This is a genomic window from Caballeronia pedi (assembly GCF_001544915.2).
GTDB lineage: Bacteria > Pseudomonadota > Gammaproteobacteria > Burkholderiales > Burkholderiaceae > Caballeronia > Caballeronia pedi.
In genome coordinates this window covers 144,398-164,360 of sequence record NZ_FCOE02000006.1, presented here as the reverse complement: position 1 = coordinate 164,360, position 19,963 = coordinate 144,398, and the positions used below count along the sequence as shown (strand labels likewise).

19 protein-coding genes are annotated in these 19,963 nt (G+C 62.0%); 10 read left to right on the top strand and 9 right to left on the bottom strand.

Annotated elements, in window-relative coordinates:
* Positions 1 to 76: 76 nt before the first annotated feature.
* Positions 77 to 1,204, top strand: a complete 1,128-nt coding sequence (locus tag AWB80_RS11750) for an aminotransferase class I/II-fold pyridoxal phosphate-dependent enzyme (RefSeq protein WP_061174823.1) — start codon at positions 77 to 79, stop codon at positions 1,202 to 1,204.
* Here AWB80_RS11750 and msrA read toward each other — a convergent pair.
* Genes msrA through msrB form a run of 3 tightly spaced genes read right to left on the bottom strand, consistent with a single transcriptional unit; the run spans position 1,168 to position 4,276 of the window.
* Positions 1,168 to 1,881 (bottom strand): peptide-methionine (S)-S-oxide reductase MsrA, encoded by a 714-nt coding sequence (gene msrA, locus AWB80_RS11745; protein ID WP_061174822.1) that lies wholly within the window; start codon positions 1,879 to 1,881, stop codon positions 1,168 to 1,170. The two genes, AWB80_RS11750 and msrA, sit on opposite strands and share 37 nt — an antisense overlap.
* A 15-nt stretch (positions 1,882 to 1,896) precedes the next feature.
* Entirely contained in the window at positions 1,897 to 3,720 is a 1,824-nt protein-coding gene (locus AWB80_RS11740; protein WP_061174821.1) for a cytochrome c biogenesis protein DipZ, read from the bottom strand.
* 40 nt (positions 3,721 to 3,760) lie between these two features.
* Positions 3,761 to 4,276 (bottom strand): peptide-methionine (R)-S-oxide reductase MsrB, encoded by a 516-nt coding sequence (gene msrB / locus AWB80_RS11735; RefSeq protein ID WP_061174820.1) that lies wholly within the window; start codon positions 4,274 to 4,276, stop codon positions 3,761 to 3,763.
* A gap of 185 nt (positions 4,277 to 4,461) precedes the next feature.
* Between msrB and AWB80_RS11730 the strand changes: the two genes are divergently transcribed.
* The 3 genes from AWB80_RS11730 to AWB80_RS11720 all read left to right on the top strand — a co-directional run bounded on the left by AWB80_RS11730 (position 4,462) and on the right by AWB80_RS11720 (position 7,873).
* Positions 4,462 to 5,193, top strand: a complete 732-nt coding sequence (locus AWB80_RS11730; RefSeq protein ID WP_061174819.1) for a response regulator transcription factor — start codon at positions 4,462 to 4,464, stop codon at positions 5,191 to 5,193.
* Entirely contained in the window at positions 5,190 to 6,716 is a 1,527-nt protein-coding gene (locus tag AWB80_RS11725) for a sensor histidine kinase (RefSeq protein ID WP_061174818.1), read from the top strand. The genes AWB80_RS11730 and AWB80_RS11725 overlap by 4 nt, the downstream gene beginning before the upstream one ends.
* 722 nt (positions 6,717 to 7,438) lie before the next feature.
* Positions 7,439 to 7,873: a hypothetical protein gene (locus AWB80_RS11720; protein WP_244206481.1), complete on the top strand. Its 435-nt coding sequence runs from the start codon at positions 7,439 to 7,441 to the stop codon at positions 7,871 to 7,873.
* Position 7,874: 1 nt separating this feature from the next.
* Here the strand turns inward: AWB80_RS11720 and AWB80_RS11715 are convergent, their stop codons facing one another.
* On the bottom strand, positions 7,875 to 8,792 hold the full coding sequence (locus AWB80_RS11715; protein WP_061174817.1) for a LysR substrate-binding domain-containing protein: 918 nt from the start codon (positions 8,790 to 8,792) through the stop codon (positions 7,875 to 7,877).
* 120 nt (positions 8,793 to 8,912) lie between these two features.
* Here AWB80_RS11715 and AWB80_RS11710 point away from each other — a divergent pair, with 120 nt between their 5' ends.
* Positions 8,913 to 10,226, top strand: a complete 1,314-nt coding sequence (locus AWB80_RS11710; RefSeq protein WP_061174816.1) for an MFS transporter — start codon at positions 8,913 to 8,915, stop codon at positions 10,224 to 10,226.
* A 68-nt stretch (positions 10,227 to 10,294) separates the two neighbouring features.
* On the opposite strand, the gene AWB80_RS11705 is transcribed toward AWB80_RS11710, so the two are convergent.
* Positions 10,295 to 10,987: a GntR family transcriptional regulator gene (locus AWB80_RS11705; protein ID WP_061174815.1), complete on the bottom strand. Its 693-nt coding sequence runs from the start codon at positions 10,985 to 10,987 to the stop codon at positions 10,295 to 10,297.
* A gap of 223 nt (positions 10,988 to 11,210) precedes the next feature.
* On the opposite strand from AWB80_RS11705, the gene AWB80_RS11700 reads away from it, so the two are divergent.
* The 5 genes from AWB80_RS11700 (at position 11,211) to AWB80_RS11680 (ending at position 16,864) form a co-directional block, all read left to right on the top strand.
* Positions 11,211 to 12,755 (top strand): Rieske 2Fe-2S domain-containing protein, encoded by a 1,545-nt coding sequence (locus tag AWB80_RS11700; RefSeq protein WP_061174814.1) that lies wholly within the window; start codon positions 11,211 to 11,213, stop codon positions 12,753 to 12,755.
* A gap of 66 nt (positions 12,756 to 12,821) precedes the next feature.
* Complete coding sequence (locus AWB80_RS11695; RefSeq protein ID WP_061174813.1) at positions 12,822 to 13,820, top strand: PDR/VanB family oxidoreductase; 999 nt, start codon at positions 12,822 to 12,824, stop codon at positions 13,818 to 13,820.
* Positions 13,821 to 14,052: 232 nt separating this feature from the next.
* Positions 14,053 to 15,858, top strand: a complete 1,806-nt coding sequence (locus tag AWB80_RS11690) for an alpha/beta fold hydrolase (RefSeq protein WP_087131210.1) — start codon at positions 14,053 to 14,055, stop codon at positions 15,856 to 15,858.
* A 100-nt stretch (positions 15,859 to 15,958) separates the two neighbouring features.
* The gene (locus tag AWB80_RS11685) at positions 15,959 to 16,384 is read left to right on the top strand and encodes an organic hydroperoxide resistance protein (RefSeq protein ID WP_061174812.1); all 426 of its coding nucleotides are present in this window, start codon (positions 15,959 to 15,961) and stop codon (positions 16,382 to 16,384) included.
* Positions 16,385 to 16,462: 78 nt separating this feature from the next.
* A complete protein-coding gene (locus AWB80_RS11680; protein WP_061174811.1) occupies positions 16,463 to 16,864 on the top strand; it encodes a VOC family protein in 402 nt (133 codons plus the stop codon).
* Between the two features lie 62 nt (positions 16,865 to 16,926).
* Here the strand turns inward: AWB80_RS11680 and AWB80_RS11675 are convergent, their stop codons facing one another.
* From AWB80_RS11675 to AWB80_RS11660, 4 genes are all read right to left on the bottom strand, one after another.
* On the bottom strand, positions 16,927 to 17,430 hold the full coding sequence (locus tag AWB80_RS11675; protein ID WP_061174810.1) for an H-NS family nucleoid-associated regulatory protein: 504 nt from the start codon (positions 17,428 to 17,430) through the stop codon (positions 16,927 to 16,929).
* A 247-nt stretch (positions 17,431 to 17,677) separates the two neighbouring features.
* Positions 17,678 to 18,016, bottom strand: coding sequence for a hydroxyisourate hydrolase (gene uraH / locus AWB80_RS11670; protein ID WP_061174809.1), 339 nt, complete (start codon positions 18,014 to 18,016; stop codon positions 17,678 to 17,680).
* 38 nt (positions 18,017 to 18,054) lie between these two features.
* Positions 18,055 to 18,570 (bottom strand): hydroxyisourate hydrolase, encoded by a 516-nt coding sequence (gene uraH, locus AWB80_RS11665; RefSeq protein ID WP_061174808.1) that lies wholly within the window; start codon positions 18,568 to 18,570, stop codon positions 18,055 to 18,057.
* 1 nt (position 18,571) lies between these two features.
* Positions 18,572 to 19,912 (bottom strand): MFS transporter, encoded by a 1,341-nt coding sequence (locus AWB80_RS11660; RefSeq protein ID WP_061174807.1) that lies wholly within the window; start codon positions 19,910 to 19,912, stop codon positions 18,572 to 18,574.
* Between the last annotated feature and the right edge of the window lie 51 nt (positions 19,913 to 19,963).

Sequence of the window (19,963 nt, the reverse complement as noted above, 5' to 3'; positions counted from 1 at the left end):
ATTAGACAGTTTAGCTTTTTGATTGTACGGATGCAGAGCAGACTACGGCTTTCTTCGATCCCGATCAAGCCACGCCATGCAACCCAACCCCTTCAAACTCGAACGCTACTTCGCGCAGCACGAATTCACCGCGCGGCATTTGCTGTGCAGCTCCGATCCCGAATCGATGTCGATCGGCGAATTGCTCGCCCTGGAACCAGACGCGATGGACGGTTTGCGCGAAACATGGCTCGGCTATACCGAATACCCCGGCGCGCCGGCGCTGCGTCGCGAGATCGCAAGCCTTTACAAGCGAATCGGCGAAAATGAAATCATCGTGCATACGGGCGCGCAGGAAGCCATCTATTCGTTCATGAACACGATGCTGACGGCGGGCGATCACGTGATCGTGCATATGCCCGGCTATCAGTCGCATTACTCGGTGGCCGAGGCACTGGGCGTGAGCGTGTCGCCGTGGAAGGCGCGCGAAGAAGCGGGCTGGGCGCTCGATCCGGACGAACTGGAAACGCTCGTCACGCCCGCCACGCGTGCGCTCGTGATCTGCGCGCCGCATAATCCGACCGGCTATCTGCCGTCGCGCGAGGTGTTCGACGCGATCGTCGCCTTCGCACGCAAGCACGGTCTATGGCTTTTCAGCGACGAGGTGTATCGCGGACTAGAACACGATCCCGCCGACCGCCTGCCCGCCGCATGCGATGTCTACGAGCGCGCGATTTCTCTCGGCGCGCTTTCGAAAACACACGGACTCGCCGGCCTGCGGCTCGGCTGGATCGCGACGAAGAGCGCGCAAGTGCTCGCGCGCATGAGCACGTTCAAGGACTATCTCACCATCAGCAACAGCGCGCCGAGCGAGTATCTTTCAGCGATCGCGCTGCGCCACACCGATGCGCTCATCGAACGCAATGTATCGATCGTGCGCGCCAATCTGCGCCTGCTCGACGATTTCTTCGCGCGTCATGCGGACCGCTTCGCATGGCATCGTCCGCGCGCGGGCACGATCGGCTTCGTGCGATTGAAGCGCGCAGGCGCGGAGCGGTTCAGCGCCGAACTGCTCGAACGCACCGGCGTGCTGCTGCTGCCTTCGACACTGATCGATCACGGCGACGCGCATGTTCGCCTCGGCTTCGGCCGCCGCAACATGCCCGACGTGCTCGCAATTCTCGACACCTATCTGGACGCGACCGACACGAGCACCGCGTCCTGACGATACGCATCCGGGAACATCTGCTTGAGATTCGCGACCTTCGGCAGATCGTTGATCGCGATATACGGGCTGTCCGGATGCTGCGTCAGATAGTTCTGGTGATAGCCTTCAGCCGGATAGAAACCCTTGTAGTCCTCGATCTTCGTGACGATCTTGCCGCCATACACGTGCGCCTTGTCGAGCTGCGCGACATAGGCATTGACGATGTCGCGTTGCGCTGCGCTGGTCGGAAACACCGCCGAGCGATACTGCGTGCCGTGGTCCGGGCCCTGATAGTTCAGTTCGGTCGGGTTATGCGCGACCGAAAAGAAGATCTGCAGGAGCTTGCCATAAGAGACCTGCGCCGGATCGTAGCTGATGCGCACCGATTCCGCGTGACCCGTATCGCCTTCGCTCACGCGTTCGTATTGCGCCGTGTTCGCCGCGCCGCCCGCATAACCCGACATCACTTCCTTCACGCCGCGCACGTGCTGAAACACGCCTTGCACGCCCCAGAAGCAGCCGCCCGCGAACACGGCGGTTTCGGTATGCACGGCGCCTGCGGTTTCGTCGTGCGCGGGCGGTGGAATCTTCACGGCATTCTCGCTGGAATGCGCGGCGCGCTGCAAGGCGAACGCGCCGGCGAACAGCACGGCCACGCTCGCGGCCTTGAACGTCTTGCTGGTGGTTTTCAACATGTCTGCTCCTCAGGTTCAACCGAAGGTGAATGCGTAGGCCTCGACACCGGGGTCGAGAAACTCGATCGTGAAGGTGCGATCCGCAACCGGGCCCGTCTGCCGCACGAGCTGATAGAGGCGTTGCTCGGTCACGGTCCCTGTTCCATCGGCCTGCACGTCGCTGCCGTGCGAGGCGCCCGGCGCCGCGCCGTCGATACTCACGCGAAACCGCACCGGCTTGCCGTCCTTCGTCGGTCCGAGCACGAGGTGCAGATCGCGCGCATGAAAGCGGTACACGATGCGGCCCGTCGCGCCTTCGAGCGTTGCATGCTCCGCGCCGACTTTCCATACGCCCGCGAGTCCCCAGTCGTTGACATCGAGCGACTTCGGCGCGGCGTAGTCGTGGAGCCGATCCGCCGCTTCTCCGCCCGGCGACATGAACTGCTCCGCGCGCTCATAGCCAATATACGTTTCGGGCGAACGCATGTCCGCGTTGTCGGCCTGCATCATCGCACCCTGACCGATGGCGTCGTCGCCGGCTTTCGCGGCCATCGCCATCGCGGGCGGCGCGCCGTGGCCCGCTTCGGCGAGCAACTGCTGGATCACATGCTCGGAGTGCGCGTAATCGCCCTCGCCGAAGTGGTGATAACGGATATTGCCCTGTGCATCGATGAAATAATGCGCCGGCCAATATTGATTGTTCAGTGCGCGCCAGATTGCAAAGTTATTGTCGATCGCGACGGGATAATCGATACCGAGATCCTGGACCGCCTTCTTCACGTTGTCGGCATTGCGCTCGAACGCGAACTCCGGCGCATGTACGCCGATCACCACGAGCCCCTGATCGCGATACTTCTGCGCCCAGCTCTTCAGATACGGCAGCGTGCGCAGGCAATTGATGCACGAATACGTCCATACATCGAGCAATACCACCTTGCCGCGCAACGCTTCCTTCGTGAGCGGCGGCGAGTTGATCCACTGCACCGCGCCGTCCAGCGGCGGCAACGCGCCTTCCACGGGCAAGGGCGCGGGATTCGGGGACTTCGGCGGTTCGGTGCTGGCGCGCATCATCGCGGGCGCGCTGTCATCGCGGTTCGCGTTCGCGTTGGCGGACATCATCATCGCGCCGTTGTTTCGATTCGAAAGATGGTCGACGAGCTGCTGTTCGATGCCTGACGTCGCCACCGTCGACACGCGCGCGAGCACGCCGGTGTCCAGCCCGAGCCCGATCGCGACGACCCCGACCAGCATCGCCGCGCCGATGCCGCGCCGCACCCATTCGCCCGCGCCGAGCGAGCGCTTCATCGCGGCGAATACGCGTCCGCCGATCAGCAAGGCGACTGCAAGCGAGGTCGCCGCGCCCAGGGCGTAGGCAAGCAGCAACAGCGTGGTGCCGACGCTCGCGCCATTGAGTGCCGCGCCCGTCAGCACGAGGCCGAGGATCGGGCCCGCGCACGGCGCCCACAAAAGCCCCGTCGCGATGCCGAGCACGAACGAACCGCCCGCGCTCGTCTTGCCGTCGCCTCGCTGCGCGAACGCGGTGAGCCGATTGCCCGCGCTGACGAGCGGATGCATCACGCGCTCGGCGAGGCTCGGCAACAGCAGCGTGAGCCCGAAGATCGCAAGCAGCGCGATGGCGGCCCAGCGGCCGTATTGATTGGCCTGTGTGACCCAGCCGCCGCCGACCGCCGCGAGCGTGGCGACTACGGCGAACGTCAGGCCCATGCCCGCGAGCAATGGCAGGCCGCTCTTCACGAACGGCTGATCCGCGCGCGAGAACACGAAGGGAAGCACCGGCAGGATGCACGGACTGAGAATCGTCAGCGCGCCGCCGAGATAGGCAAGGACGATGAGCAACATGATGGTGTCGGGTCGAGGTTGATCGTTGGGTGAGGGCGCTTTATGCCGCGCCCGGCGTGAAATTCATCGCGATGCCGTTCATGCAGTAGCGCAGGCCCGTGGGCTTCGGGCCGTCATCGAACACGTGGCCCAGATGACCGCCGCAGCGGCGGCAATGCACTTCCGTGCGCACGACGCCGAACGAACCGTCGATGCGTGTCGCGACCGCATGATCGAGCGGCGCCCAGAAACTCGGCCAGCCCGTGTGGCTATCGAACTTGGTGCGCGACGAGAACACCGCGAGCTTGCATCCCGCGCACTCGAACGTGCCGGCGCGATGTTCATCGTTCAGCGGGCTCGTATAGGGACGTTCGGTGCCTTCGCGGCGCAACACGTCGAATTGCCGGGGATCGAGCAGGCGATGCCATTCGTCATCGGTATGAACGATTTCGAAGCGTTCCTGCGGCGGCGCGGGCGCTTCGCCGCCGGCCGCGAGCGCGCGCAGACGCCCGCCGAAGGCGAACGCGGCGGCCGCGGCGGCGGCGCCCGTCAAAAGAAAGCGGCGGCGTGTTTGCATGATGCACTCCTCGTTTTCGAGTGGGTTAGCCGCATCGTAGTCGCGCGCGTATCCCCGAGTCCTCACCGAAAGTTAAATTAAATGTGATACTTGGCCGCGCGCTTTTCTGCACAATGGCACGGACGCCCGTCGCTTTGTTCTGCGGATAGCGCGCATTTTTTACCGTCCGTCGATGTCATTCGTTCATGGATCATCCGAAACGCATTCTGATCGTCGAAGACGATATGCATATCGCCGATGTGCTGAGTCTCCATCTGCGCGACGAGCGCTATGAAGTCGTGCATAGCGCGGACGGCGCCGAAGGGTTGCGCCTGCTCGAACAGGGCGGCTGGGACGCGCTGATCCTGGACCTGATGCTGCCCGGCGTCGATGGCCTCGAAATCTGCCGCCGCGCCCGCGCGATGACGCGCTATACGCCGATCATCATCACGAGCGCGCGTTCGAGTGAGGTGCATCGCATTCTCGGCCTCGAACTCGGCGCGGATGACTATCTTGCCAAGCCGTTTTCCGTGCTGGAACTCGTCGCGCGTGTGAAGGCGCTGTTGCGCCGTGTCGATGCCGTCGCGAAGGATTCGCGGCTGGAGACCGGGCGCATCGAAGTCGCGGGCATCGCCATGGACCCGCTCGCGCGCGAAGCGTGGGTCGACGGCGCGCGTATCGAACTCACGCCGCGCGAATTCGATCTGCTGTATCACTTCGCGCGTCATCCGGGCAAGGTGTTCTCGCGCATGGACCTGCTCAATGCGGTGTGGGGCTATCGGCATGAAGGCTACGAGCACACCGTCAACACGCATATCAACCGGCTGCGCGCGAAAGTGGAAAAGGACGCCGCCGATCCGAAGCGCATTCTCACGGTGTGGGGGCACGGTTATAAGCTCGTGACGCAGACGCCCGACAGCAAGGATGGCGCGCCGTGAAGCTCACGCTGTCGCAACGGCTTTTCGCGGTGTTCTGCGTGCTGCTGCTCGCGTGCTGCGGCGCGTCGGCGTGGTTGCAGATTCGCGCGAGCGACCTGCGCGAGAAAGAGGTCATTCAAAGCCTGTCGCGCGGGCTCGCGGCGCACATCGCGCGCGATAACTCGCTTGCCGATGCGAACGATATCGACGCGCCCGCCGTGCGCCGTCTCTTCAGTCAGCTGATGGTGGTGAATCCGAGCGTCGAGGTCTATCTGCTCGACAGCACAGGCCGCATTCGCGCCGACGATGCGCCGCCCGGCCATCTCAAACGCGATCATGTCGATCTCGCGCCGGTGCGCAAATTTCTCGACGGCGATCCCTTGCCGATACTCGGCGACGATCCGCGCAGCGACGACAACCGCAAAGTCTTCAGCGCCGCGCCGCTCGCCGCGCCGGGCAAGCCGCCCTTCGGCTATGTCTATGTCGTGCTGCTCGGCGAGGAGCACGATGCGCTGGCCGCGAAGGCATCGGCGAGCGCGGTGTTGCGCACGACGCTCGCATCGATGGGACTCGTCACGCTGCTCGGGCTCGTCGCTGGCGTGGTCGCGTTCGGGCTCGTCACGCGGCCTTTGCGTCGACTCACCGAAGCGATGCGCAAGTTCGACGCGCGCGGTGCGCCGGCGGAACCGCCCATGCTCTCTAAGCGTCACGTCGACCAGAGCGGCGAGCGCGACGAGATCGCCGTGCTCGAAAGCGCATTCGCGCAGATGGCCGAGCGCATCGGCGAGCAATGGCGCGCGCTCGGCCAGCAGGACCGTGAGCGGCGCGAGATGGTCGCCAATATCTCGCACGATCTGCGCACGCCGCTGTCGTCGCTGCACGGCTATCTGGAGACGCTTTCGCTCAAGGCCGATTCGCTTCCCGAATCCGATCGCCGCCGCTATCTGTCGATTGCGCTCGCGCAGAGCGCGAAGGTCGGCCATCTCGCGCAGTCGCTGTTCGAACTCGCGAAGCTCGAACATGGCATGGTCGCGCCGGAAGCCGAACCGTTCTCGCTGGCCGATCTCGTGCAGGACGTGTTCGAGAAGTTCGAGTTGCCCGCGCAATCGCGCGGCGTGCGGCTCGATGCGCACATTGCGCCGCGTCTCGTCGCCGTGATGGCGGACGTGGGCATGATCGAGCGCGTGCTCACCAATCTGCTCGACAACGCGATACGTCACACGCCCGCGCAAGGCACGGTGAACGTGACGCTTGCGAACGCGGGCGAACATGCGGACAGGGTCGAGGTCACGATCAGCGACACAGGACCGGGCATTGCTCCCGCAATGCGCGATGCGCTCTTTCAGCGCCCGTTCGCATCCGGCGGCGCGCACGGTGGAGGGCTAGGCTTGCTTATCGTGCAGCGCATGCTGCAATTGCACGGCAGCCAGATTCGACTGATCGATACGGCAGGCATCGGCGGCACGACGTTTCGCTTCGATCTGCCCGCCGCCATCGCGCAGACCGGAGATGGTGCAACGCATTCGCATGGGCGGCGCGGATAAAAAAAGCCCGGCATTCTGCCGGGCTGAATGGGATGGTCATCGCCTTCGCCTGGTCGCGCGGTAGGGATGCGCGTGCGGCGTTGCCCGGTCTGACCATCCGCGTGGACGTTCGAAGCGTGCCTCCTGTGACACGTTTTAGTCTCCGTTGCTTAAACCAGTCTTAAGGCCGGTGCCGCGCGTAATCCGGCGCACTCGCGCTATCACGCGTGTTAATCATATTTTCACGCCGGCTTCTTGCGATCTCGGGCATTCGCATGGACCATTCAGCGGCGAAGCGCTTCAGGGAAAATCCGCAATATGACGGCCGGATGATGAAAACGCGGTGTTCTTCCATGCGGAAACTTTCCTTGGTTTCCCGCAATATGTTTGCTAGCATGTAATCGGGTTGCAGCCGTGACGTGACACGAAGCGCGCGCTGACGGTGCTTCCGCAGCCTCGTGCCGGAACTGACAAGCACCGACGTTCAGCGCATTTCGCATTGTTGGCCATTGGCTTTGTTTCTTTCCAGACAGGAAATTACAAAGCACTGCGCGTAATAAGGTGCGCTCAGCCAGTATTCGAATACAGTTTGCTTTGGCGTTTCACGTTTTGGCGCAATGGGTTTCCACCATTGATGCGCACGAGACGATATAACGCAATCGCGCGATTCGCGCATCTCTCTTGGCGTTGCAGGTGAATTCCAGGCTATCCGCTGCCGTCGTTCATTATCGAACGATGGTGGAATGTCGCACGCATACGATCCGCATCATGCGGGAGGAAACGTGGAAACGGAACTCAGTCAACGGCTTGCGAAAGCGTTATGGCGCTGTGCATCGCACGGGCAGGTGCTGACCTATCAGCGCTTTCATGCATTGTGCGATAAAGGTGTGCCGTTGCCGCAACGTTATGCTGCGCTCGAATCCGCAATCGGGACACTCGCCGATGTGCGCGACATCGACTACGGCGTGCTCATGGCGCTCGATAGCGGCCTGCCCGGCGTGGAATTCTTCCAGCGCTATCTGCGGCACCGTCATGGCGAATACGTGATGCAGATGGGCGATCCCCGATACCATCGACAGACGCTCGCGGGCAAGCGCACGCTCGTCGCGCGCGAACGCGATCGCGTGTATGCCCATGCGCGCATGATCGGCGAGGAACGGGCGCGACAGGCAGCTTGAGTCAGACCCTGGCTTCGGCCTCGTCAGTCTGTTCGAGGCCGGCCTTGGCGAGTACCCAATCGCAAAAGCATTTCACTCTTTCGACATTGCGTTCATTCTCGCGATAAGAGAGAAAGTGCGTCTCGCGCGCGAGCGGTGCGAATACGCCCGCGCCCAGCTCGGTCAGATCGCCGCGCGCGAGTTCGCGCTCGGCGAGGCGCGTCGTTTCCAGCGCGACGCCCATGCCATCCACTGCCGCCGAGATTGCGAGCGCTGCCCGGTCGAACGAAGGGCGCGGACCACGCGGCATGTCCATTCCGTTGAGCGCGAACCAGCCGGGCCATGTCACGCGGCTCAATTGCGAGTCGATCAAGGTCATTCCGGCGATCTGTTCCGCGATCGGCACACCTTCACGCAGCAGCGACGGCGAACACATCGCGATGATGCGCTCCGTACCCAATGCACGCGTGACGACACCCGGGCGTTCATGCGCGAAACCATATGAGATCGCGACATCCACTTCGCGCGCGCGCAAGAGGTCGGCGGGCTCAGCATCCGAAGACAGGCGAATCGTCACGTTCGGATAGGCCTGCATGAATTCGGGCAGGCGCGGCCCGAGCCATTTCGCCGCGAAACTCGGCGCGCAGTGAACCGCGAGCACTTGCGCCAGCGGGTCCAGCGTCACCTCGGCGCATGCAGCTTCGATCACATCGAACACACGTCCCAGGCTTTCATGCAGGCGCCGGCCTTCCGAGGTCGCCTCCACGCGCCGGTTGCGCCGATGAAACAGCGGTCTGCCGAAATATTGCTCGAGTTCCTTCACCTGATGGCTGATCGCCGATTGCGTGAGATGTAGCTCGCTCGCGGCAAGCGTGAAGCTTTCCAGTCGCGCGGCCGCTTCGAATGCGCGAAGGAGAACGAAGTTCGGGATGCGCCTCATGGAAATACCTTATGCATGAGCGCCTGTCATGGTTCTATGAACAGGCATCGTTTGTCTTTCGTGGTGCGGGTGACGAACATGGGAACCATCAAAACGCATCACATAACCAGGAGACACAATATGAGTTCCCATAGTCCGGTTGCCTATCTGGCGGGCGACGAGTCGTCCACGTATGCGAAGGTGACATGGCGCCTGCTGCCATTTCTCTTCGTGTGTTATCTCTGTGCGTATCTCGATCGCATCAACGTGAGCTTCGCGAAGTTGCAGATGCTCAACGACCTGCATTTCAGCGATGCCGTCTATGGCGCTGGCGCGGGCGTGTTCTTTATCGGCTATCTGTTGTTCGAAGTCCCGAGCAATCTCATTCTGCTGCGGGTGGGCGCGCGGCGCTGGATTGCCCGCATCATGGTGACATGGGGCCTCATATCCGCCGCGATGATGTTCGTCACCACGCCGACGAGCTTCTACATCATGCGCTTTCTGCTTGGCGTGGCCGAGGCGGGCTTCATTCCGGCGATCCTGCTCTATCTCACGTACTGGTTTCCGGCTTCGCGCAGAAGCAAGGTCACGGCGCTCTTCATGACGGGCATTCCGATGTCCGGTGTGGTCGGCGGCCCGCTGTCCGGCTGGATCATGACGCACATGAGCGGTGCACATGGCATCGCGGGATGGCAATGGCTCTTTCTGCTCGAAGGCATTCCGACGGCGATCTTCGGTGTCGTGGCGTTCTTCTACCTCGACGACAAGGTCGCCGATGCGAAGTGGCTCAGCGATTCGCAAAAGGCCATGCTCGAAGCCAATCTGCGCGACGAAAAGCCGGCGCATGCGCTGCATTCCGTGCGAGACGGCCTGCTGCATCCGAAGGTACTCCTGCTCTCCGTGACGTATTTCTTCTTCACGATGGGCCTCTACGGTGTGAGCTTCTGGCTGCCGACGCTCGTGAAGGCGAGCGGCGTCACCGATACGCTCAACATCGGTCTGCTTTCGGCCATCCCGTATGCAGCGGGCGCGATCGCGATGCTCGTGGTCGGCCATAGTTCGGACAAGCGTGGCGAGCGCCGCTGGCATCTGGCGGGCGCGGGCATCGTCGGAGCGATCGGGCTTTACATGAGCGTGGCCTTCGCGCACTCGACGCTCTTCGGGATGATCGGCCTCACGCTCGCGACGATGGGCGTCGTGACGACCATCTCTCAGTTCTGGGTGCTGCCGCCCGCGATTCTCAGCGGCGGCGCGGCGGCCGCGGGCCTCGCGCTGGCAAACTCCGTGGGCAGTATTTCCGGCGTCGTGAGCCCGTGGCTCATCGGTGTGATCCAGACGCATTCGGGCTCGACCGGCAACGGTGTGCTGGGACTCGCGGTGAGTTGCGTGATCGGCAGCCTGCTGGTATTCACCGTGCCTGCCGCGCTCGTGAACAGCCCGCGGCGCAAAGACTGACAGTCGCGCGTCGTGACGAAACGCCCCGCAAAAGCGGGGCTTTTCGCGTCGATGTTTGCCGAGGCTCATCACGTGGGTTGTGCTTGACGCTCGCGTTGCTCGCTCAACACGAGGCCGAGCCGCTCGACGAGATTCTTGCGTGCGTTCGCGGTATGCAGATCGGTGAGTTGGGCGGCGCGCTGGCCGTCGCCTTCGGATATCGCCGTTGCGATGGCCGCATGCTCGTCCCAGATCGATTTGCGTTGTCCCGATGCCTGCAGCACCGCGCCCATCACGCGACGCAGATGCACCCAATGCGTTTGCGCGGTCTCGGCGATCAGGGGATTGCCCGATGCCGCGTAGATCGCGTTATGGAAGGCCATGTCGGTGTCGATCATTGCTTTGACGTCGTCGCCCTTCGAGGCGCGGCGGCCGTTGGTGATGAGCGCCTTGTCGATCTTTGCGCCGCGTTCGGCGGCGAGGCGTGCGGCGAGCGAATCCAGCGCACCGCGAATCTCATAGAGATGACTGATCCACGCGGGATCGAGCGGCGTGACGAGCAAACCGCGTCCTGGCGCGTCGATCACGAGGCCGTCTTTCTTCAGCAGGCGCAGCGCCTGCAGCACGGGCGAGCGCGAGACAGCAAGCTGCTCGGCGATCTCTTCCTGCGTGATGCGCGTGCCTGGCGCGAGCGAACCCGAGCTGATGGCGTCGAGCAGCACCTTGTAGACCTCGTCCACATAGTCCGTGCGGGCCTGAAGCTTGAGAAGTTTGGCGGGCATGATTTCGACCGTAATCTCTGGATACAGAATACGGCAAGGTTACAGCGCGGCGGTGCCGCGCGTCAACGCACGCTATTTCATGCCTGATTAAACTCGCGTTTACCCATAGAGACAAGGCATCGGCTCGTCGTTAATCTTTGTATACAGAGTTCGGAGTTCGGTAACCGGAATTCGGTTCTCAGGCGTCAATCAATCTCAACCCCCACTCAAGACAGGATTTCTCATGACCATCAAATCGGACAAGCTGGAAGGGCAGAAGAGCAGCGGCGGCGCAGCCGCGACGGTCAAGAAGCTGGTGCCGTATGGCGGTTACTACGTGAACAAGGTGCCCGGTCACGATCCGGAGCTTACCGAGACGGGGCCGGGCACGCCGATGGGCGAATACATGCGCGCGTTCTGGCATCCGGTCTGCATGTCGATCGAGCTGACCGACACGCCGCGCTTTCTCAAGATCCTCAACGAAGAGCTGGTGGCGTTCCGGGACGGCAGCGGCCGAGTGGGCCTGCTGCATGCGCATTGCGCGCACCGTGGCGCGTCGCTGGAGTACGGCGCGATTCAGGAACGCGGCATCATGTGCTGCTATCACGGCATGGTGTTCGACGTGGATGGCGCATGCCTGCACGTGCCCTTTCCGCAAGGCGAGGAAAAGGAGGCCGAAAAATACGCCTGTTCGATTCGTCAGGGCGCGTATAAAGCGGTCGAGCGCCATGGTCTGGTATTCGCGTATATGGGACCGCCCGAGAACGAGCCGCCTTTCCCGGAATGGGAGGGCGATTACACGGTCATGCCCGGCGACGAACTCGTCGCTTACAGTAACTTCCAGCATTGCAACTGGTTGCAGGTGCAGGACAATGCGGCGGACAACTTTCACCCGACCGCATTGCACGCCGCGAAGAACGTGGTAAAGGGCCAGTTTCAGGGAACGACTTTCGATGAAGTCGGCGCAGCGTCGATGGAAGTGGCGCCCGACATGCACTTCCAGCCGGTTCAGCAAGGCCGCAGTCTCGCGTGTGCGGGTGCGCGCCGCGTCAACAAGGATCGGCTGTTCGTGCGCGTGCAGCATCAGGTGTTGCCGAATCTGAGCCTGCACGCGTACACATCGGAAGATGGCTCGAACAAAAAGCTCTTCAGCCGCTTCCATATCATTCGCTGGACCGTGCCCGTCGACGACGAAAACAGCAAGATGATCGGCTGGCGTGTGATGGGACCCGGTATCGACACGCGTGGCGTCGGCAAGAAAGAACTGGTGGGCTATGAGTCGATAGACTTTCTCGACGGCCAGGTCGCGATGCGCCGCCCCGAACGCTTCGGCGATTACTCGATCGAGGATATCGTGCCGATCCCGGCGAATCATCGCGAGCGCGCGAACTACAAGCAGGCGCAGTACGCACCGGGCGACTACGAGGCGATCATCAGCCAGCGTCCGATCGCGGTGCATTCGCTCGAAAACCCGACCAGGTTCGATGCGGGCGTGTTTCTGTTTCGCAAGATGCTGCGTGATGCGTTGCGCGGTTCGAACCCGGCCGCATCCGCGCAACATTTCGCCGAATGGTTCCGCGAGAATGCGGGCGCGCCGAACAGCTTCTGTTCGGGCAACGTGTTCGAAATACCGGAAGGCGCAACCGTCGAAGAAGAAGTGGTGCGGCGCCGTAAGGTGACGAAGCAGATCGTCGCGATCCTCGCTGAAAGCGAGACGCTCAAGGGCGAGGCGCGCGCCGCATTCGTGCGTGAGCGCTTCGAGGCTCTCGAACAGTCGATGAAACCGTAACGCAGCGAACGCGAGGGCGCATCGCGCTCTCGCGATATCGACGTATCGATTCGAGGAAAGGCGACCATGTCAACGCAACCCATCTCTACTCAGCCGCAAGAGCAGACGCTGAACCTGCTCGTGCGTCAGGTCCGGTTCGAAGGCCGGGGCATCAATTCATACGAACTCGTCGATCCCGAAGGCGCGGACTTGCCGGCTTTCACGGCGGGCGCGCATATCGACATTCATCTTGCGGGTGGCGTCGTGCGGCAGTATTCGATCAGCAACGCGCCGCGCGAACGTCATCGCTATGTGATCGCGGTATTGCGCGACGAGCGCGGGCGTGGCGGATCGAAGGCGCTTCACGAGCAATTGCGCGTGCAGGACGTCGTGCGCGTCAGCCGTCCGCGCAATAACTTTCGTCTCGTCGACGGAGCGCGCCGCGTGCTGCTGATCGCGGGCGGCATCGGCGTTACGCCATTGAAAGCCATGGCGCATGAACTCGACGATGCGGGCATCGACTACGAAATGCATTACTGCGCGAGAGATGCGCGCTGTGCCGCGTTCGCCGAGGAATTCGAGCCGATGCGCGCGAGCGGACGCCTGCATTTTCATTTCGATAACGGCGATCCATCGGCGGGTCTCGATCTTCGCGATTTGCTCCATGTCCCGGGCGAAGGCGAACACGTCTACTACTGCGGGCCGGGTGGATTCATGAAGTCATGCGCTGAAGCGGCGCAGCATTGGCCTTCGGGCACGGTGCATTTCGAGCATTTCAAGGCACCCGAGCGCAGCCCCGACGAGCAGGCGGCCAACGATGCGCTCGACAGTTTCATCGTGCGCGTTGCCAGCACGGGGCGGGAGATCGAAGTCGCGAAAGAGAGCACCATTGCCGATGCGCTTGCCGAAGCGGGTGTGGCATTGGAGACGTCATGCTGCGCGGGTTTGTGCGGAACCTGCAAGGTGCGCTATCTGGAAGGAGAAGTCGAACACAACGACTGCATTCTGAGCGACGAAGAAAAGACTGAATATCTGACCGCATGCGTATCGCGCGCAACGAGTAAGTTGCTCGTGCTCGATTTGTGATCCGCGCAGGCCGACTAACAGACGAAATGAGCGCTGGCGAACACACGTCTTGCCTTATGCGCCAATAGATAGCTCGTTTGGACATATACCCTCGACCGGCCTCGTTACGTAGAATCCACTTAATATAATGGGCTTATCCCTCGCGCTCCGCGTGGGGAGTCGAGCGGCTCACAAGGCGCGCAATCTCGTCCTGCCAGTCATCAGCCTCGACTCGGTAAGAGGATAAGACTCAATGAGACCGGTTGTATTCGGGAACCGCTTCGGATGGCTGCATGCTGGAACCGGCAAGCGTGGTGTTGTGCTTTGCAATACCTATGGCCACGAATACGTGTGGACTTACAGCGGCATGCGCCAACTGGCGGATGCGTTGTCGGCGCGCGGCATCTGGGTGCTGCGCTTCGACTATCGGGGAACAGGGGATTCGGCGGGCGCCGAGCTCGCACCGGATCAATTCGAATCTTCAGTCGATGATATCGGCGCGGCCGTCGAATGGCTCAAGGCATCGACGCGAATCGAACATGTCACGTTATGCGGTTTTCGGGTAGGCGCGGCGTTCGCGCTTGCAGCGGCCTTACGAAAACCCGTCGACGATCTCGTTCTGCTCGCGCCCGTTGCGAGCGGGCGCGTGTATATGCGCGAGCTGAGCATCGTGCGCAAGACCTGGCTCGAGTTGCTGGCGCCGCCGCTGCGCGACATGCAGCAAAACGACGCCCAGCTCAACGTGCTGGGTCAAGTGTATAGCGACGAATTCAAACACGCTCTCGAAGCGGTCGATCTCGTGGCGAGCGTGAATGGCGCGACCATGGCGCCAGCGCGGCGCGCATTGATCATGAACCTCAAGGCCGGCGGCAAGGACCCTGTGTGCGAAGCGCTCTGTCACAAGGGCGTCGATGCAGAAGCGCGTCCATTCGAGGATCTCACGGGCTTCATTCAGGAACCCGCATTCAACGTATTGCCGCGCGCGGCGTTCGATGTTGCGGTGCAATGGATAGCAGGCACTGCTTCGCCGATAACTTCAGAGGCACCGACGCTCGCGGCCGATGACTGGCCGGCGTTGCGAATAGAAACGCCCGAAGCTATCGAACGCCCGGTTCGCATCGGCGACGAAAGCCTTTTCGGCATCATGTGCGAGCCGCGCACGGGCCCGGCGCGCGGCCCCGTGTTTCTGATTGCGAATACATCGGCGAGTCCGCATGTGGGCGACAGCAGGCTATCGGTACGCATTGCGCGCGAACTCGCGCGACGCGGCGTGGCGTCGCTGCGTTTCGATGCGCGCGGGCGCGGCGACAGTCCGGCCGCACCCGGCGACGTGCAATCGGATACGGCGTTCGGTCGCATCTACAACCCGATCGCAACCGACGACACCGCCGCCGCCGCGCGCTGGCTCGCGCGGCAGGGCTACAAGTCGATTTTTTCGTTCGGCGTCTGCTCGGGTGCGTATCACGCGCTCAAGGCAGCGCTCGTCGAAGACGTGATCAGTGGCGTCATCACGGTGAACCTGCCGACTTTCAAAAAGCCCGCCGATGTTACTCCTGATGGGCTGCGTCAGTCGACACGCAACTCGATGGCGGGCTACGCGTTCTCGATGCTCGATCCGCAAAAGTGGAAAGCGATCTTGCGTGGCGAGAAGCATGTCGCGCGCGTGACGCGTTTCGTACTCGGCTATATGCTGACGCGCGCGCGTTCGCGTGTCGTCGACGCGCTGCGGCTCGATCGGCTCAGCAATACGCCGCCCGAAATGGCTACCGAACCCGGGCCCATCATTCGCGCACTCGATGCGAGAAAAGTGAAGACGGTACTCGTCTACGGCGCATATGACGCGGGCATGGATCTGATCGCCGCGCATTTCGGCAAGCAGGGCGCACGCCTTTCGCGGTTTGCATCGGTGCGCGTGGCGGTCTTTCCCGATCTGGATCATTCGCTCTTCATGACGAATGGCTCGGCGCACGTCGTCGCTTTGTGCGAGCGCATCGCCAGGGAAGCGCATTCGCCCGTTTTTGAACAGACGTTTCCCGCGAGGGAACCTGCCGTGTCGTGATATCGAGTCAGCGCGCGTGCCGCGTCTTGAGTATCCTTTGATGCTGGAACCCGCCCGTCCGGGGCGAGTACCACTCAATACAACGCACAGGAGTCTGGCGATGTCGATTGAAAAGGTTCTATACCGCGCGCACGCTCATGTCACCGGCGGGCGCGATGGCCGCGCAACGGTGCCGGAAAGCAATCTCGATCTCAGGCTGACGACCCCGAAGGAACTGGGTGGCGGTGGCGGCGATGGCACGAATCCCGAGCAACTCTTCGCCGCAGGTTATAGCGCGTGCTTTATCGGCGCGATCAAGTTCGTCGCCGCGCGCGACAAGATCACGCTGCCAAAAGATGTCGCGGTGGATGGAAGCGTGGGCATCGGTCAAATCCCGAACGGCTTCGGCATTGAAGTCGAATTGAAAATTTCGCTGCCGGGCATGGACCCGAGCGAGGCAAAGGCGCTGATCGACAAGGCGCACATCGTATGTCCGTATTCGAATGCGACGCGCAATAACATCGACGTCAAATTGACGCTCGCCTGAGGATCTCACAGACCGATTGCTCGAGCGTCCGTTTCATGGGCGCTCGAACTCATATGCCCAACCATCCGGAGGGAAACGATGCTGACCGCTGGAATCGATCACATTGGCCTCACCGTGCGCAATCTCGACGCCACGCGTGACTTTTTCGTTCAATGTCTCGGCTGGCAGACCGTCGGCGAGCGCCCTGATTATCCAGCTGTTTTCGTCTCCGACGGAAAGCTATTGGTCACGCTATGGCAGGTGAAAGAAGAATCGGCGCCTGTCGAGTTCGATCGTCGCAAGAATATCGGGCTTCATCATCTCGCGTTGCGCGTAGTGGATGAGAGCGCACTCTCGACGATTCTCGAGCGCGTGAAGGCATGGCCAGGAGCGAGGCTGGAGTTTGCGCCGGAACTGTTAGGCGCGGGGCCGAAACGCCATATGATGATATATGAGCCGGGCGGCATTCGGATCGAATTCGATTTCGATCCTCGCGTGTAGACAGGGAGCTGTGAACGACACGGCGGAGTCGTGAATGAACTCCGCCGGTGATGAATGCGCTGTCAGCCGATCAGAAACGGCGTGCGGTCTTCGACAGAGGCGAGCCATGCGGGCGCGCGGCCGCGTCCGCTCCAGGTCGCGCCGGATTGCGGATCGCGATAAAGCGCGGGTTGTGGACCACGCGGCTGGCCTTTGCTCTTTCCCTTGCTCTTGACCGCGGCACGTGCTTTGCCTTTTGCCTTGCTTTCTTGCGCGCTCGCGCCGACCGCAAACTTGCTGCGGTCCTTGGCCTTGGCGATCCAGCCCGGTGCGCGGCCGCGTCCACTCCATGTAGCTCCGGTCTTCGGATCCTGATAAGCAACCGTGCTTTGCTTTTGCGCGGAATTCGATCTCCCAGTCTTCTTGCGGGTGCCGGAGAACTTTTCGATGTCCGAGATGTTCAATCCGTGGCGCGCCATCAAATCATGAATCTTTTGCAGGGCGCCTTCGGATTCCTTTGCGAGTAGCGCATCGGCTTTCGCTTGAAGTGCTTCGATACGCGCCTGAATACTTTCGAGCGTTGGCATGAGTTTCCTCTAATAGATTGTTTTCTGCACTATGCCACGCAGGTGCGCCTTGCGCCAGAGGAAATTCGTGCCAATAGGTAGCAATTGAGCGGTGAACAGTCTGCTTTAAGGCATAAAACAGTGCGACAAACATTTCGCATTTTGAAGACTGTTCTTCGGCTCTGTGTTACCAATTCAGCGTTCTTTAATTGAGGTATATCTCTCTCTTCTCCCGAATTGGCACGCAAAGCAAACCGTGTATTGCGCTTCAGCTTCCGCGATAAGTCCCGAAGCTCCAGGGCGAGCACAGCAGCGGCACGTGATAGTGCTGCGCGGCATCCGCGAGCGTGAAACGCACCGGCACCACGTCCGCGAATACATCGGGTGTCTTGAAGTAATCCGCCACCCAGAAGCGCAATTCGAAGTCACCGGCGCGCGCTTGCGCGGCCGGCAGAATCGGCGAGTCGGTGCGACCGTCGCGATTGGTGCGCGTGCGCGCGAGCAACGTCGGCGGTTGTGTGCCGACGTCGAACAATTCGATCTGCATGCCGGCGGCGGGCCTGCCGAGCGCGACGTCGAGTACATGTGTAGTAATGCCTGCGGCCATGATGTGTCTCCTGATCTCGCGTTTCGTCTGTGTGCCGCTCAACTGCCGCGGTAGTAGTTGTAGCTCCACGGCCCGAATAGCACCGGCAAATGAATGCGCTGATTGACGTCGGTGATGCGAAAGCGCAGCGGTATCTTCGAGAGGAATAGCGGCTGCGGGAGATTGGCTTTGCGCGCGGCGAAGTATTCGTCCGCGTGCAGCAGAAGCTCATACGTGCCCGCGCGATAGGTATCGCCGATCAGAAGCGGCGGCTCGCTGCGACCGCTCGCGGCGAGCGTGGCCGTCTGCAGGAGTTTCTGGCGGCCGTCTTCGATCGCGAACAGATCGACGCGCATGCCCGCTGCAGGCGTGCCGTGCCACGTATCGAGCGCATGCATCGTGAGACGCGGGCTCAGGCCGTCCTGCTGCACGGGGCCGGTGGTCTGATTGGGCGCGGGTGCATCGGCGGCGAGTGCGGTCTTTGCGATCAGCATGCTGCCGCCCAGCGCCATCGATTGCAGGGCAAAGCGGCGGCGGCTCACATCGAAAGCCGCGGGAGTGTCTTTGTCGCGCATGTCAGGCCTCTTGTTTGTTGCCGAGCTTGCGGATGCCGATGAGCACGAGCACCGCCGCGATAACTTCGATGATGGCCACGAGATACAAACCGGTCGTGACCTTGCCGGTCGCGTTCTTGATGAGTCCCATCGCGTAGGGCGCACCGAAGCCCGCGAGATTGGAGACGGAATTGATGAGCGCCACGCCGACCGCCGCCGCGCTGCCCGCAAGATAGCGATTCGGCAATTGCCAGAACACCGGAATTGCGCTCATGGTGCCAACGAGCGATACCGTCATGGCCAGCAATGCGATGACAGGCGAGATCTTGCCGAAGCCCATCAACACGGCGAGTACCGCCATCGCGACGCCGCCCACGATCGCCGCGCCGCTGAAGTGCCAGCGCACTTCGTTGCTGCGGTCCGAATGCGCGCCGTTCAGAATCATGCCGGCCGCGCCGCACAGATAAGCGATCGCCGCGATCCAGCCGACCGCCATCGGCGTACCGATGCCCAGATCCTTGATGACGGTCGGAATCCAGAAGGTCAGCGTCGAATTCGCGCACAGCAGGCAAAAGAAGATCGCGATCAGGAGCCACACCTTGCGATTGCTGAAGAGCGAGCGCCAGTCGTGACCGCGTTCGCCCATCGCGGCGTTGTCGCGTTGCAGGGCGTCGAGCACGACGCGCTTTTCATCGTCGGAGAGCCAGCGCGCCTGCTCGGGCTTGTCGGTCATGTAGAACCACGCGAAGATGCCGGCGAGCACCGACGGAATGCCTTCGATAATGAACAGCCACTGCCAGCCGTGCATGCCGTTCACGCCGCCCATCGACGTCATGATCCAGCCCGCGAGCGGGCCGCCGAGCACGCCCGCGATCGCCGATGCCGACATGAACGTGCCGAATGCCCGTGCGCGCCGTTGCGACGGATACCAGTACGTGAGGTAGAGAATCACGCCGGGATAGAAGCCTGCTTCGAACGCGCCGAGCAGGAAGCGCAGGACATAGAACTGCGTGGGCGTGGAGACATGCGTTTGCAGCATGCAGATGATGCCCCAGCAGATCGTGATGCGCATGATCGTCTTTTTCGCGCCGATCTTCTGCAACAGCATGTTCGACGGCACTTCAAAGAGAAAGTAGCCGATAAAGAAAATGCCCGCGCCCAGACCATAGACCGCTTCGCTGAAATGCAGCGAATCCAGCATCTGCAGTTTGGCGAAGCCGATATTCACGCGATCCAGCCACGCGAGCACCCACAGCACGCCGAGAAACGGCAACAAGCGCCATGAGACCTTGCGATAGACGCTCGCTTCGGCGCTTTCGGCCTCGCTCGCGAACACCGGCATCTCCTGTTTGATCAGCGACATGGTTTCTCCTTTCCAGTCGGTTTGCGTCGCCCGGACGATGCCGTGCGCTCG